General features: G+C 72.1%; 14 protein-coding genes. 7 read left to right on the top strand and 7 right to left on the bottom strand.

Annotated elements, in window-relative coordinates:
* The first annotated feature begins 121 nt into the window (after positions 1-121).
* Positions 122-1348 carry an acyl-CoA dehydrogenase family protein gene (locus OG562_RS04805; protein ID WP_266393962.1) on the top strand — a complete coding sequence of 409 codons (1227 nt, stop codon included), beginning with the start codon at positions 122-124 and terminating at the stop codon, positions 1346-1348.
* A 10-nt stretch (positions 1349-1358) separates the two neighbouring features.
* Here the strand turns inward: OG562_RS04805 and OG562_RS04800 are convergent, their stop codons facing one another.
* From OG562_RS04800 to OG562_RS04770, 7 genes are all read right to left on the bottom strand, one after another.
* A complete protein-coding gene (locus tag OG562_RS04800) occupies positions 1359-1877 on the bottom strand; it encodes a cupin domain-containing protein (RefSeq protein ID WP_266393959.1) in 519 nt (172 codons plus the stop codon).
* On the bottom strand, positions 1871-3088 hold the full coding sequence (locus OG562_RS04795; RefSeq protein WP_266393950.1) for a cytochrome P450: 1218 nt from the start codon (positions 3086-3088) through the stop codon (positions 1871-1873). The genes OG562_RS04800 and OG562_RS04795 overlap by 7 nt, the downstream gene beginning before the upstream one ends.
* A complete protein-coding gene (locus OG562_RS04790; RefSeq protein WP_266409020.1) occupies positions 3085-4167 on the bottom strand; it encodes a type III polyketide synthase in 1083 nt (360 codons plus the stop codon). The genes OG562_RS04795 and OG562_RS04790 overlap by 4 nt, the downstream gene beginning before the upstream one ends.
* 200 nt (positions 4168-4367) lie before the next feature.
* Positions 4368-4604 carry a DUF6213 family protein gene (locus tag OG562_RS04785; protein ID WP_057580803.1) on the bottom strand — a complete coding sequence of 79 codons (237 nt, stop codon included), beginning with the start codon at positions 4602-4604 and terminating at the stop codon, positions 4368-4370.
* Between the two features lie 25 nt (positions 4605-4629).
* A complete protein-coding gene (locus tag OG562_RS04780) occupies positions 4630-6015 on the bottom strand; it encodes an NADP-dependent succinic semialdehyde dehydrogenase (RefSeq protein WP_266393943.1) in 1386 nt (461 codons plus the stop codon).
* Between the two features lie 76 nt (positions 6016-6091).
* Positions 6092-6556: an NUDIX domain-containing protein gene (locus OG562_RS04775; RefSeq protein ID WP_266393940.1), complete on the bottom strand. Its 465-nt coding sequence runs from the start codon at positions 6554-6556 to the stop codon at positions 6092-6094.
* Entirely contained in the window at positions 6553-8094 is a 1542-nt protein-coding gene (locus tag OG562_RS04770; RefSeq protein ID WP_266393937.1) for an ATP-dependent DNA ligase, read from the bottom strand. The genes OG562_RS04775 and OG562_RS04770 overlap by 4 nt, the downstream gene beginning before the upstream one ends.
* A 118-nt stretch (positions 8095-8212) precedes the next feature.
* Here OG562_RS04770 and OG562_RS04765 point away from each other — a divergent pair, with 118 nt between their 5' ends.
* The 6 genes from OG562_RS04765 to OG562_RS04740 all read left to right on the top strand — a co-directional run bounded on the left by OG562_RS04765 (position 8213) and on the right by OG562_RS04740 (position 13543).
* The gene (locus OG562_RS04765) at positions 8213-8785 is read left to right on the top strand and encodes a helix-turn-helix domain-containing protein (protein ID WP_266393934.1); all 573 of its coding nucleotides are present in this window, start codon (positions 8213-8215) and stop codon (positions 8783-8785) included.
* Between the two features lie 160 nt (positions 8786-8945).
* Positions 8946-9929 carry an NADPH:quinone oxidoreductase family protein gene (locus OG562_RS04760; protein ID WP_266393931.1) on the top strand — a complete coding sequence of 328 codons (984 nt, stop codon included), beginning with the start codon at positions 8946-8948 and terminating at the stop codon, positions 9927-9929.
* The gene (locus OG562_RS04755; RefSeq protein WP_266393928.1) at positions 9926-11128 is read left to right on the top strand and encodes an acyl-CoA dehydrogenase family protein; all 1203 of its coding nucleotides are present in this window, start codon (positions 9926-9928) and stop codon (positions 11126-11128) included. The genes OG562_RS04760 and OG562_RS04755 overlap by 4 nt, the downstream gene beginning before the upstream one ends.
* Positions 11125-12198 carry an acyl-CoA dehydrogenase family protein gene (locus tag OG562_RS04750; RefSeq protein WP_266393925.1) on the top strand — a complete coding sequence of 358 codons (1074 nt, stop codon included), beginning with the start codon at positions 11125-11127 and terminating at the stop codon, positions 12196-12198. The genes OG562_RS04755 and OG562_RS04750 overlap by 4 nt, the downstream gene beginning before the upstream one ends.
* A 185-nt stretch (positions 12199-12383) precedes the next feature.
* A complete protein-coding gene (locus tag OG562_RS04745) occupies positions 12384-13244 on the top strand; it encodes a phosphatidylinositol-specific phospholipase C/glycerophosphodiester phosphodiesterase family protein (RefSeq protein ID WP_266393919.1) in 861 nt (286 codons plus the stop codon).
* 104 nt (positions 13245-13348) lie between these two features.
* Positions 13349-13543, top strand: a complete 195-nt coding sequence (locus OG562_RS04740; protein ID WP_266393916.1) for a hypothetical protein — start codon at positions 13349-13351, stop codon at positions 13541-13543.
* Positions 13544-13564 lie beyond the last annotated feature (21 nt).

Genomic DNA, 13564 nt, shown 5'->3' with positions numbered 1-13564 from the left:
CCTGACAACAGCCTGACATCGAACGGGCTGCCGAGCTGTCATCAGGAGTTGACTTTCCCTACTGGCGGGTAACAAACTAGGGTTACCGCTAGTAACACTACGTTCCGCCGCTGGAGGGGACATGGCCGAGTTCACCATGGAGCTCAACGACGAACAGAAGGAGGTCCGGGACTGGCTGCACGGCTTCGCGGCCGACGTCATCCGCCCCGCGGCCGCCGAATGGGACGAGCGTGAGGAGACTCCCTGGCCGGTCATCCAGGAGGCCGCGAAGGTCGGCATCTACTCCCTCGACTTCTACGCCCAGCAGTACTTCGACCCCACCGGCCTCGGCATCCCGATGGCCATGGAGGAGCTGTTCTGGGGCGACGCGGGCATCGCCCTGTCGATCGTGGGCACCGGCCTCGCCGCCGTGGGCGTCCTCGCCAACGGCACCGAGGAGCAGATCGGCACCTGGATCCCCCAGATGTACGGCGACGCGAACGACGTCAAGGTCGCCGCGTTCTGCTCCTCCGAGCCCGACGCAGGCTCCGACGTCGCCTCGATGCGCACCCGCGCGGTGTACGACGAGGCCAAGGACGAGTGGGTGATCAACGGCACCAAGACCTGGGCGACCAACGGCGGCATCGCCAACGTCCACGTGGTCGTGGCCGTGGTCGACGCGGAGCTGGGCTCCAAGGGCCACGCCTCCTTCATCGTCCCGGCGGGCACGCCCGGGCTGGCCCAGGGCCAGAAGTTCAAGAAGCACGGCATCCGCGCCTCGCACACCGCCGAGGTCGTCCTCGACAACGTGCGCGTCCCCGGCTCCTGCCTGCTCGGCGGCAAGGAGAAGCTCGACGAGCGCCTCGCCCGGGCCCGTGAGCGGGCGAAGTCGGGCGGCGAGCGGGTGAAGAACGCGGCGATGGCCACCTTCGAGGCCTCGCGGCCGGCGGTCGGCGCGATGGCCGTCGGCACGGCCCGCGCCGCGTACGAGGTCGCCCTCGACTACGCGATGACGCGACAGCAGTTCGGTCGGCCGATCATCGACAACCAGGGTGTCGCCTTCCAGCTCGCGGACATGCGGACGCAGATCGACGCTGCGCGGCTGCTGGTGTGGCGGGCTTCCTGGATGGCGATCAGCGGGAAGCCGTTCACTGCCGCGGAGGGCTCGATGTCGAAGCTGTACGCGAGCGAGACGGCCAAGAAGGTCACCGGGCAGGCGATCCAGATTCTCGGCGGGAACGGGTACACGCGGGAGTATCCCGTGGAGCGCATGCACCGGGACGCGGCGATCTACACGATCTTCGAGGGGACCAGTGAGATCCAGCGGCTGGTGATCGCCCGGACGCTCTCGGGGATGCCGATTCGGTAGGACGCGCGCCTCACCTGTGCTTCAGAGGCGTCAGCTGCTCGATGTCGTAGCGCCTCCGGAGTTCCTCGATCGCCGTGTGATCCGGTGGGCCACCGCTGCCCAGGATCTCCAGCAACTCCTCGAAATACCGCTCGTGATCCGGCGGCGGGGAAGCCTGGAAGAACATCCTCGCCGGGGCGTCCGTCGGGTTGGCGAAGGCGTGGGGGCAGCCCGGGGGCACGACGATGACCGTGCCCGGGGTGGCCCGTACCACCTGGTTGCCCGAACCGGACTCCCAGCGCTGCCAGTTGTCGGGGGTGCGGACGCGGGGCTCGAAGGCGAGGACGTCCAGCTCGCCCTCGAGGACGTAGAACAACTCCTCGCTGCGGGTGTGGACATGGGCGCCGACGTCGAAGCCCGGCGGGACCTCCACCTCGAAGGTGGAGGCCGTGCGCGAGTGCGTGCCGGTCACCTTGAACGTCACCCGCTGGGCCGGGGTCTGGACGACCCTGCCGTGGCCCGGCGGCACGAGGAGCCCGTCGCTCACCATGTGACGGGGAGGGCTTCGGGGCCGCGGATCAACGCGCCCTTCCTGAACGGGACCTGGTCCGGCGCGACCGCGAGCGCCAGGCCCGGGACGCGGTCCAGCAGGGCGTCCACGAGGAGCTGCGACTCCAGCCGGGCCAGCATGCCGCCGGGGCAGTAGTGCGGGCCGAAGCCGAAGGAGACGTGCGGGTTCGGCGCGCGGGAGAAGTCGATCGTCTCCGGGTCGGGGAAGACGTCCGGGTCGCGGTTGGCCGCCAGGTACGAGACGTAGACGGCGTCGCCTTCACGGATCCGCACGCCCCGGATCTCCACGTCCTGCGTCGCGATCCGGGAGAGTCCCACCGCGTTGCGGTGCGGGATGTAGCGCAGGAGTTCGTCGATGGCCTGGGGGCGGACGGCCGGGTCGGTGCGCAGCCGGTCGACCAGGTCGGGGCGGGTCAGCAGCAGGTAGAACATCTGCCCGCTGTTGTTCGTCACCGCCTCGCCGCCGATCTGCAGCAGCACGGCCAGCCCGACCGCCTCCTCCAGGGTGATCTCGCCCCGGCCGACCGCCGCGCCGAGCAGCGAGGAGACGTCCTCGTCCGTGCTGCCCTCCCGGCGGCCGATCAGGTCGGCGAAGTACGCGCCCATCTCGTTCCTGGCCTGCTCGCTGACCTGCGCGCCGTGCGAGGAGGACAGGATCAGCTGGGTCCAGTCGTGCATGCCGTGCCGGTCGGCGGCCGGGACGCCCATCAGCTCGCAGATCACCGCGATGGGGAACGGCGTGAGAACGGTCGCCGTGAGGTCGGCGGGCGGGCCGTCCTGGAGCAGCTCGTCGACCAGTTCGTCGAGCAGCCGCCGTGAGCGGTCGCGGACCCGTTCCACGCCCTTCGCCGTGAACGCGGCGGCCACCGAGCGGCGCAGCCGCGTGTGGTCCGGCGGGTCCAGGAAGCCGACCGCGCCGCGGGCCGGGATGAAGTGCGGGGCGAGCCGGGTGACCTGCCGGTCCATGACCGCCTCGCGGCTGAAGCGCGGGTCGTTGGCCACCGTGCGCACATCGTCCATGCGGGTGACCAGCCACGCCCAGCCCTCGCCGTTGGGCAGCTGGATGCGGGTGACCGGACCCTCCCGCATCAGCTGCGTCAGCACCGGGTCGAAGTCGACGCCGGTCAGGTCCAGGGCAGGCCAGTGCCGGACCGGCGGGAGGGTATCGGTGAGCGTCGTCTCGTCGGTCATCGCGCGTTCACGCCGTCCTGTCGTCTGTCGTCGGTGCGCTGCCAGCGGCCCAGGGTCATCTCCGCGGTGATGCCGGGACCGAACCCGGCGAGCAGTCCGCGCGCCCGGTCGTGCGCGCCGCCCTCCTCGAAGAGCCGGCGCAGCGCGTCCAGGACGACGGCGCTGGCGATGTTGCCGTACTCGGTGAGCGTGGCCCGGCTGAAGCGGAAGGCGTGCGGGTCGACCTGCAGGAACTTGCTGAGGTCGTCGAGGATGCGGGGGCCGCCCGCGTGGACTATGTAGAAGTCCAGGTCGGAGGCGTCCCAGCCGTGCAGCCCCGCGAGGTCCTGCAGGGCCGGAGCGAGGGGCTCCATGGTGGCGGGCACCCGCTTGTCCAGCAGGAAATGGAAGCCGGTGGCCCGGACGTCGTACATGATCCACTCTTCGGTCTTCGGGATCAGGTACGAGCCGTTGCGCTCCAGCCGGATGCCCTCGCCGCCCCGGCCGCGCACCACGGCGGCCGCGATGCCGTCGCCGAACAGGCCGTTGGAGAGCAGGGAGCCGATGCCCAGGTCGGTGGGCTGGTAGCAGAGCGAGCAGAACTCGCAGGCCACGATCAGCGCGTTGGCCTCGGGGTAGGCCGTGCAGAAGTCGTGCGCCCGGTTGATCGCGGCGCCGCCGGCCGCGCAGCCCAGCTGGGCGATGGGGAGCTGCCGGGTGGTGCTCTCGAAGTCCATCTCGTTGATCAGCCAGGCCGTGAGCGAGGGCATCATGAAGCCCGTGCACGACACGTAGACGATCACGTCGATGTCGTCGGTGAGCAGCTCCGCCTCGTCCAGCGCCCGCTGAACGACCGCGGGGACCCGGGCCTTCGCCTCGGCCACGTAGACCCGGTTGCGTTCCTCGAACCCCGGGTGCTCGAGGGTCTCCTCGATGGGCCGCACGAGGTGCCGCGTCCTGACGCCCGTGTTCTCGATCAGCCGGAGGGCCAGCGGCAACTGGGGATGGTCCGAGTGGCGGGAGCGCGCGAGGTCCAGCGTCTCCTCCATCGTGATCACATACTCCGGAACCGACACCGAGGGTCTGCACAAAGTCGCCATGAACTGTGCCTCCAGAGGGTGCTTCACCCACAGGGGTGCTCCCCTCACGGTCACCCGAAAGAGCGACGACTTCGCGCTGTACTACTCCATCCGGGGGGCGGTCGACCCACTCAGGGGCGTGGGGCCGCAGCGATATGCGGCTCCGCCGCGTGGGCGCGACCAGCCACGAAAGACCCTCACCCGGCGACGAGACGGCATCCCTACGGCGCGCCCCCGCTGCTGTGAGCGATGCACGCCACGTCGATCCGGTCGGCCAGCTTCGCGAGCTCGATCGTCAGAGCGGCCACCGTGTCCTCGTCCAGCCCCTCCGCCCCCGCCTCGACGAGGTGCAGCCATCGCCCGCCCAACGTGCGGAGCAGCTTGCTCACGTCGGCGGCAGCCACCTGCAGGGTCCCGCGGTCATCGACGATCAGAGGCAGAGTCACTTCGCGGTTCACACCCGGGATCGTAGCCGCGCAGCGCTCACGCACCGTGCCAAACCGTGGTGATGTTGCAGAACTCCCGGATTCCGTGCCCGGACAGCTCACGCCCGTATCCGGACCGTTTCACCCCGCCGAACGGGAACGCCGGATGGGACGCCGTCATCCCGTTGACGAACACCCCGCCCGCCTCCAGATCCCGTACGAACCGGTCGAGCTCGGCCTCGTCGCGCGTCCAGACGTTCGAACTCAGCCCGAACGGCGAGTCGTTGGCGATCAGCACCGCCTCGTCCAGGTCGGCCGCCCGGTACACCGTCGCGACCGGCCCGAACGCCTCCTCGCGGTGGATGCGCATCGCACGGGTGACGTCGGCGAGGACGGTCGGCGGGTAGTACCAGCCGGGCCGGTCGGGGCGCTCGCCCCCGCACAGCACGCTCGCCCCGTAGCGCCGCGCGTCGTCCACCAGCTCCTCCAGATCTTCCCGCCCCTGTGCACTCGCGAGCGGTCCGACCTCGGTGTCCTCGGCCAGCGGGTCGCCGACCTTCAGCGCCGCCATGCCGGCCACGAAACGCTCCGTGAACGCGTCGTACACGTCCGTGTGAACGATGAACCGCTTCGCGGCGATGCACGACTGCCCGTTGTTCTGCACCCGGGCCGTCACGGCGACCTCGGCCGCCCGCTGGACGTCCGCCGACGCCATCACGACGTACGGATCGCTGCCGCCCAGCTCCAGCACCGTCTTCTTGACCATCTGCCCGGCGGTGGCGGCCACCGCCCGCCCGGCGGGCTCGCTGCCCGTCAGGGTGGCCGCCCTGACGCGCTCGTCGCGCAGGATCTCGTCGACCGCGCCGGAGCCGACGAGCAGGGTCTGGAAGCAGCCCTCGGCGAACCCGGCCCGGTGGAAGAGGTCCTCCAGGTAGAGGGCGGTCTGGGGGACGTTCGAGGCGTGCTTGAGCAGGCCCACGTTGCCCGCCATCAGCGCGGGCGCGGCGAACCGGACCACCTGCCACAGCGGGAAGTTCCACGGCATCACCGCGAGCACCGGGCCCAGCGGCCGGTAGCGGACCAGGGCGCGCGAGCCCCCGGAGTCCTTCACGTCGGCCGCGGCCGGTTCCTCGTCGGCGAGCAGTTCCTCGGCGTGCTCGGCGTACCAGCGCATCGCCCTCGCGCACTTCGCCGCCTCGGCGCGCGCCTGCGTCACCGGCTTGCCCATCTCGGTGGTCATGGTCCGGGCGACGGCGTCCCGGTCCTCGTCCAGGAGGTCGGCGGCCCGCAGCAGCAGCCGCGCCCGGTCGGCGAAGCGGGTCGTCCGGTAGGTGCGGAACGTGGCCTCCGCGAGCTGGAGCCGGCGTTCCAGCTCCTCCTCGCCCATGGCCTCGTACCTCCGAAGCGTCTCGCCGTTCGCCGGGTTCACCGTCGCGATGGGCATGACCGACCTCCTGGAGAGCTGGCTGTGCTTCGACCTTCCCGCGCACCGCCGGGTACCGCAACGTGTACGCGTCCGCTCAGGACGAGTGCTCCGCCAGCCGGTGCACAAACGCGGCCTGCGCCGTGACGACCACCTCGCGCGCCCGCTCCAGGCCGAACCACGCGACCCGGTCCAATTCGGGGAACTCCCGCATCTGCCCCGATTTCGGCGGCCACTCCATGGTGAACGTCCCCGGCACGACCGCCGCCGGATCCAGGTCCGCCTCGATCGCCCATACGGTGACGATCTTGCCGTTGCCCTGCCGGACCTCGCCGAGGGGAATCGCCTCGCCGTCGGGCGGCGGCAGCCCGAGCTCCTCCTGGAACTCGCGGCGGGCCGCCTCCCAGGCCGTCTCCCCGGGCTCGTACTCGCCCTTGGGGACGGACCACGCCCCGGCGTCCTTCCTGGCGAAGTACGGGCCGCCCATATGGCCCAGCAGCACCTCCGGTCCGTCGTCGGCGCGGCGGAACAGCAGCAGGCCCGCGCTGCGCTTCGGTGTCACGGGCGCACCTCCGGGTGGGCGGCGAGCAGCGTCTCGACCGTGTCGGCGTCCCGCGGCCCCTTGTCCTCGCGGTAGCGGACCACGCGGGCGAAGCGCAGGGTGACGCCGGCCGGGTAGCGGGAGGACCGCTGCAGACCGTCGTAGGCGATCTCCACGACCAGTTCGGGGCGTACGGTCACCGTCCAGCCGTCGGTCTCCACGGCCAGCTCCTGCAGTCGCTCGGTCTGCCAGGCGAGCATCGCGTCGGTCATGCCCTTGAAGGTCTTGCCGAGCATGGCGAAGCCGCCGTCGGCGGTGCGGGCTCCGAGATGCAGGTTGGAGAGCCTGCCGGTACGGCGGCCGTGGCCCCACTCGGCGGCCAGGACGACCAGGTCGAGGGTGTGCACGGGTTTGACCTTCAGCCAGGACGCGCCCCGCCGGCCCGCGCTGTAGGGGGCGTCCAGGGCCTTGACCACGACTCCCTCGTGACCGCGCCGCAGCGTCTCCCGCAGGAACTCCTCCGCAGCTTCGGCGTCCTGCGGTCCGGACACCGACGTCCGCCGCACCCGCATCGGCTCGGGCGTCAGCCGCGCCAGCTCCGCGTGCCGCTCGGCGAACGGCAGGTCGAGCAGGTCGCGGCCGTCCACGGACAGCGCGTCGAAGAACACGGGGGAGACGGGGACCGCCTCGGCGGCGCTCGCCACGTCCACGCGCGAGCCGACGCGGCCCGCCGTCTCCTGGAAGGAGCGCGGCCGCCCGGTCGCCGCGTCGAGGGCGATGACCTCGCCGTCCAGGATGAACCGCTCGCCCGCCAACTCCCGTACGGCTGAGGTCACTTCGGGCAGGCGGTCGGTGATGTCGTCCAGGGTGCGGGTGTAGAGGCGGACGCCGTCGCCGTCGCGGTGCACCTGCACGCGGATGCCGTCCAGCTTCTCCTCCACCGCGCACGCCCCCAGCTTGCCGACCGCCTCGGCGACCGAGGTCGCGGTGTGCGCGAGCATCGGCAGCACCGGGCGGCCGACGGTGAGCCGGAACGCCGCCAGCGCCGCCGGCCCGTCCGCGAGCAGCGCCCGCGCCACCGTCTGCAGCGACCCGGCCAGCATCACCGCCCGCCGTACGTCCGGCGGCGGGGCCCCGGTCGCCTGCGCCAGCCCCTCCACGGCGACGGCGTCCAGCGCGCCCTGGCGGACCTCGCCGGTGATCAGGCCGAGCAGGAAGCGCTGCTCCTCCTCGGTGGCCGCGCCCATCAACTCGCCTACCAGCCGGGCCCGTTCGGCCTGCGAACCGGGGCCGGAGACCCGGCCGAGCTCGGTGAACAGAGCGTCCACCTCGCGCACGGTGAGGGTCGGTGCGGCGGCCGGGTCGACCGGTCGGCTCAGTGCCTTCCAGCCGACGCCGAGCCGGCCCTGGGGGAGCCGCCCGGCCAGATAGGGGATGACGATCGGCACGTCGTCCGCCTCCGCGTCCCGGAACAGCTCGGCGAGCAGAGCGATCTTGCGGGAGCGCGCCGAGGCGGCGGCGACCTCCCGGGACACGTCGGCGAGCCGGGTCAGCAGCATGCAGCCATGGTGCAACGGCACGCCCCGGACCACACCCGCTCGACCGCGACGGACAGACCTCTACCGACCTCTACGGACCTGTATTGACAAATGTCTTTGCCGATACTGCAATACGGGCATGGCTGCCGAAGACGTTCTCGCGGAAGTGGGCCCCCGTCTGCGCCGGATCCGGAAGGAGCGGGAGGTCACCCTGGCGGCGCTGTCCGAGGCGACCGGCATCTCCGTCAGCACGCTCTCCCGGCTGGAGTCGGGTCTGCGCAAGCCGAGCCTGGAACTGCTGCTGCCGATCGCCCAGGCCCACCAGGTGCCGCTGGACGAACTGGTCGGCGCGCCGCCGGTGGGCGACCCCCGGGTGCGCGCCAAGCCGGTCGTACGGCACGGGCGCACCTTCTGGCCGCTGACCCGGCAGCCCGGCGGGCTCCAGGCCTTCAAGGTGCTGGAACCCCAGCGCAACGAGGAGCCGGAGCTGCGCACCCACGAGGGCTATGAATGGCTGTACGTGATGTCCGGGCGGCTGCGGCTCGTGCTCGGGGCGCACGACGTGGTGCTGACGGCGGGGGAGGCCGCCGAGTTCGACACGCGCGTGCCGCACTGGTTCGGGTCGACGGGGGAGGGGCCGGCCGAGTTCCTGAGCCTGTTCGGGCCGCAGGGGGAGCGGATGCACGTACGGGCGCGGCCGTCGCGGACGTGACCGGCGCGGACGTGACCGGCGGACCGTGACCGGCGCGGACGTGACCGGCGCGGACGTGACACACGCGACTGTTCTCCCGGCGGCTGTTCCCCCATCGGCAAGCGACCGCTTAGTATGCGATCGACCCCGGTCGGACGAGGAAGTCGCGTGGAGGCCCCGCATGCAGGCATGGCAGGTGCACGAGAACGGTGAGCCGAGCGAGGTGATGCGGCTCGAGGAAGTGGAGCGGCCCACGCCCGGCGACGGCCAGATCCTGCTCAGGGTGCGCGCCGCGAACATCAACTTCCCGGACGTGCTGATGTGCCGGGGCCACTACCAGGTCCGGCCCCCGCTGCCCTTCACCCCGGGCGTGGAGATCTGCGGCGAGACCGAGGACGGCCGCCGCGTGATCGCCAACCCCGCGCTGCCGTACGGCGGTTTCGCCGAGTACGCCGTCGCGGACGCCGCCGCCGTGCTGCCCGCGCCCGACTCGCTGGACGACGCCGAGGCCGCCGCGCTGCACGTCGGCTACCAGACGGGCTGGTTCGGCCTGCATCGGCGGGCCCGGCTGGAGGCGGGCGAGACGCTGCTCGTCCACGCTGCCGCAGGAGGGGTCGGCAGCGCGGCCGTACAGCTCGGAAAGGCGGCGGGCGCGACCGTCATCGGTGTCGTGGGCGGCGCCGACAAGGTCGCCGTGGCACGGGAGCTGGGCTGTGACGTCGTCATCGACCGGCGCGCCGAGGACGTCGTCGGCGCGGTGAAGGCGGCCACCGGCGGCCGGGGCGCCGACGTGATCTACGACCCCGTGGGCGGCGAGGCCTACACGCAGTCGACCAAGGTCGTCGCCTTCGAGGGCCGGATCGTGGTCGTCGGCTTCGCCAGCGGCACCATCCCCAGCCCCGGGCTGAACCACGCCCTGGTGAAGAACTACGCGATCCTCGGCCTGCACTGGGGCCTCTACAACACCAAGAACCCGAAGCTGGTCCAGCACTGCCACGAGCAGCTCACCGAGCTCGCCGCCCGGGGCGCGATTCTGCCGCTGGTGAGCGAGCGCGTGCCGCTGGCCGGAGGAGCCGCCGCCGTGCAGCGGGTCGCCGACGGCGTCACCACCGGCCGGGTCGCGGTGCTGCCCTCGCTTTCGCAGGACAACGGAGCCGCCGTATGACCGATACAGCCCATGTCGTCGACGCAGCCGAACTCACGCGCCGTACCGCGGAGTTGCTGGCCGCGAAGCCGCCCGCCACGACGGACCGGGTGGACTTCCTGAAGGCCCGCTTCGACGCGGGGCTGGCCTGGGTGCACTACCCGGAGGGGCTCGGCGGCCTCGGCGCGCCCCGCTCGCTCCAGGCCGTCGTGGACGCCGAGCTGGAGGCCGCGGGCGCTCCCGACAACGACCCGCGCCGTATCGGCATCGGCCTCGGCATGGCCGCGCCGACGATCCTGCGCTACGGAACCGAGGAGCAGAAGCGGAGCTTCCTGCGGCCCCTGTGGGTGGGCGAGGAGGTCTGGTGCCAGCTGTTCAGCGAGCCGGGCGCCGGCTCCGACCTGGCCGCGCTCGGCACCCGCGCCGTCCGCGAGAGCGGGGGAGACTGGGTGGTCAACGGGCAGAAGGTGTGGACGTCCAGCGCCCACCTCGCCCGCTGGGCCATCCTCATCGCCCGCACCGACCCGGACGTGCCCAAGCACGCGGGCATCACCTACTTCGTCTGCGACATGACCGACCCGGGCGTCGAGGTCAGGCCGCTGCGCCAGATCACCGGCGAGGCCGAGTTCAACGAGGTGTTCCTCACCGACGTCCGCATCCCCGACGCCCGCCGCCTCGGTGACGTCGGCGACGGCTGGCGGGTCGCGCAGACCACCCTGAACAACGAACGCGTCGCCATCGGCGGCATGCGGCTGCCCCGCGAGGGCGGCATGATCGGCCCGGTCTCCAAGACCTGGCGCGAACGCCCCGAGCTGCGCACCCACGACCTGCACCAGCGGCTGCTCACGCTGTGGGTGGAGGCCGAGGTCGCCCGCCTCGCCGGCGAACGCCTGCGCCAGCAGCTCGCCGTCGGCCAGCCAGGCCCCGAGGGCGCCGGCATGAAGCTCGCCTTCGCCCGCCTCAACCAGGAGATCAGCGGCCTGGAGGTCGAACTCCTCGGCGAGGAGGGCCTGTTGTACGACGACTGGACCATGCGCCGCCCGGAGCTGGTGGACTTCACCGGCCGGGACGCCGGGTACCGCTACCTGCGCTCCAAGGGCAACAGCATCGAGGGCGGGACCAGCGAGGTCCTGCTGAACATCGTCGCCGAGCGCGTCCTGGGCCTGCCCGCCGAGCCGCGCACCGACAAGGACGTCGCATGGAAGGACCTGGCCCGATGAGCGACCTGCTGTACGCGGAGGAGGAAGAGGCGCTCCGGGCCGCCGTACGGGACCTGCTGGCCGACCACTGCGACGCGCCGGGCGTCATGGCCCGCACCGAGTCGGACGCCCCGCACGACCTCGCGGCCTGGAAGGCGCTCGCCGACGGCATGGGCCTGGCCGGCCTGCTGGTGCCCGAGGCGCAGGGCGGACAGGGCGCGAGCCACCGCGAAGTCGCCGTGGTGCTGGAGGAGTTGGGGCGGGCGGTCGCGCCCGTGCCGTATCTGACCAGCGCCGTGGTCGCCACCGAGGCCCTGCTGGCCTGCGGCGACGAAGAGCTGCTTCGACGGCTGGCGTCCGGCCGAACCCTCGGCGCGCTCGCGGTCGGCCTGCACACCGCCCCGGGCGCCCCCTTCACGGCCGTACGCGTCGAAGACGGTGTGCTGCACGGGGAGCTGACCGGGATCGCGGACGCGGTGGTCGCCGATGTGTTCCTGGTGCCGGCCGAGGACGGCGGTCTCCACGCCGTCGACGCGGCCGCCGTGACCGTCGCCCCGCAGGTCTCCCTCGACCTGACCCGGCCGCTCGCCACGGTCACCCTCGTCGGCGCCCCCGGCCGCCGGATCGGCGACGCCGAACCCGCCGTCCGGCGTGCTCTGCTGGCCGGCGCCGGGCTGCTCGCCTCCGAGCAACTCGGGCTCGCCGACTGGGCGTTGACGGAGACCGTGCGCTATCTGAAGGAGCGCAAGCAGTTCAACCGGCCGGTCGGCGGCTTCCAGGCGCTCAAGCACCGGCTGGCGCAGCTGTGGCTGGAGGTCGTCAGCCTCCGGGCCGCCGCCCGCGCCGCCGCCGACGCGCTCGCCACCGGAGCGGACGTCGACGTGGCGGTCGCCGTCGCCCAGGCCTACGCGGCGTCCGTCGCCGTCCGGGCGGCCGAGGAGGCCCTGCAACTGCACGGCGGCCTCGGCATGACCTGGGAGCACCCGGTCCACCTCTGCCTCAAGCGGGCCAAGGCCGACTCGATCGCCTACGGCACGGCGGGAGCCCACCGTGCGGTGCTGGCCGAACTGGTCGACCTCCGGGCCCCCTGACGCACGGCCGGGAGAACCCGCGGGAAAGCCCGCCCCACCTGGGGCGGGTTTTTTCGTGTGCACTGCCGCGCAGGAGTGAACGGGCAGCGGCGGTCCGGCCAACTCCTGCCATGTGCAGGCCCGTTGGGTGCTGTGGCGCGTGATACTCGCGGTGGTCCCGTACGGCATCCACAGGGAGGCAGAGCATGGCCCTCACCACCCGTCGCAGAGCCCTCAGCACCCTCGGCGCCGCGTTCGCCGGCGCGGTCGCCCTGCCCGGCGTCAGCGCGCTCGCGGCGGAACGGCATCCCGGCGCCCGCCCGTTGTGGCGCGCCCACGCCCACAACGACTACGAGCACCCCCGCCCCCTCCTCGACGCCCTCGACCACCGCTTCGGCAGCGTCGAGGCCGACATCTTCCTCGTCGACGGCGAACTCCTCGTCGCCCACTCGGCCGACGAACTCGACCCGACCCGCACTCTGGAGTCCCTCTACCTCGCCCCGCTCGCCGCCCGCGTCAAAGCGGGCCGAGGCTCCGTGTACCGGGGCTACCGGCGGCCGCTGCAACTGCTCATCGACATCAAGACCGAGGGCTCCTCGACGTACCTCGCGCTCGACCGCCGACTCAAGCGCTACCGGGGCCTGTTCACGACGTATGCCCACGGTCGGATCCACCCCGGCCCGGTCACCGCCGTCATCTCCGGCGACCGCGCGGCCCGTACGCCCATGGAGGCGCAGACCGTCCGCCGCGCCTTCTACGACGGACGCCTCACCGACCTCGGGGCCGGCGAGGCCTCCTTCGCCTCGCTGATCTCCGACAACTGGACGCTCAACTTCACCTGGCTGGGCGTCGGCTCCTTCCCGGAGGCGGAGCGGCAGCGGCTGCGCGGGATCGTGGGCGCGGCGCACACGCGCGGACAGCAGGTCCGCTTCTGGGCCACCCCCGACGTCGCGGGCCCCGACCGCGACGCCCTCTGGGCCGAACTCCTCGCGGCCGACGTCGACTACCTCAACACCGACGACCTCGCCGGCCTGGAGACCTTCCTGGACGCCCGCCGAACGGCGTAGACACCACCCGTTCGGCGGACGGCTCAGTCGCACGGACGAACCCTCCGTTACGCCACACTTGCGGCCGAACGCCGCGAAAGCGGACATGGCGGAGGAGGCTGACGATGTTCCTTTCGATTTCCGTGGTCCTGTTGCTGCTGATCCTGGCGGTGATCTTCCTGCGCAGCGGCGGACTGAAGGTCTCGCACGCGCTGGTCTGTCTGCTGCTCGGCTTCTTCCTGGCCGGCACCAGCATGGCCCCCACCATCAGCAGCGGCCTCACGGCGACCGCCGACATCGTCGGCGGCCTTCGACCGTGAGGCCGCGCTGAACGGGGTGCT

It is taken from the genome of Streptomyces sp. NBC_01275 (assembly GCF_026340655.1).
GTDB lineage: Bacteria > Actinomycetota > Actinomycetes > Streptomycetales > Streptomycetaceae > Streptomyces.
The sequence above is the reverse complement of the archived record's forward strand: the minus strand, read 5'-3'. Positions and strand labels throughout refer to the sequence as shown.

Excerpts from the sequence above, each read along its gene's own strand:
- OG562_RS04805 (WP_266393962.1), top strand. The coding sequence starts at position 122 with ATGGCCGAGTTCACCATGGAGCTCAACGACGAACAGAAGGAGGTCCGG.
- OG562_RS04800 (WP_266393959.1), bottom strand. The coding sequence starts at position 1,877 with ATGGTGAGCGACGGGCTCCTCGTGCCGCCGGGCCACGGCAGGGTCGTC.
- OG562_RS04795 (WP_266393950.1), bottom strand. The coding sequence starts at position 3,088 with ATGACCGACGAGACGACGCTCACCGATACCCTCCCGCCGGTCCGGCAC.
- OG562_RS04790 (WP_266409020.1), bottom strand. The coding sequence starts at position 4,167 with ATGGCGACTTTGTGCAGACCCTCGGTGTCGGTTCCGGAGTATGTGATC.
- OG562_RS04780 (WP_266393943.1), bottom strand. The coding sequence starts at position 6,015 with ATGCCCATCGCGACGGTGAACCCGGCGAACGGCGAGACGCTTCGGAGG.
- OG562_RS04770 (WP_266393937.1), bottom strand. The coding sequence starts at position 8,094 with ATGCTGCTGACCCGGCTCGCCGACGTGTCCCGGGAGGTCGCCGCCGCC.
- OG562_RS04765 (WP_266393934.1), top strand. The coding sequence starts at position 8,213 with ATGGCTGCCGAAGACGTTCTCGCGGAAGTGGGCCCCCGTCTGCGCCGG.
- OG562_RS04760 (WP_266393931.1), top strand. The coding sequence starts at position 8,946 with ATGCAGGCATGGCAGGTGCACGAGAACGGTGAGCCGAGCGAGGTGATG.
- OG562_RS04755 (WP_266393928.1), top strand. The coding sequence starts at position 9,926 with ATGACCGATACAGCCCATGTCGTCGACGCAGCCGAACTCACGCGCCGT.
- OG562_RS04750 (WP_266393925.1), top strand. The coding sequence starts at position 11,125 with ATGAGCGACCTGCTGTACGCGGAGGAGGAAGAGGCGCTCCGGGCCGCC.
- OG562_RS04745 (WP_266393919.1), top strand. The coding sequence starts at position 12,384 with ATGGCCCTCACCACCCGTCGCAGAGCCCTCAGCACCCTCGGCGCCGCG.
- OG562_RS04740 (WP_266393916.1), top strand. The coding sequence starts at position 13,349 with ATGTTCCTTTCGATTTCCGTGGTCCTGTTGCTGCTGATCCTGGCGGTG.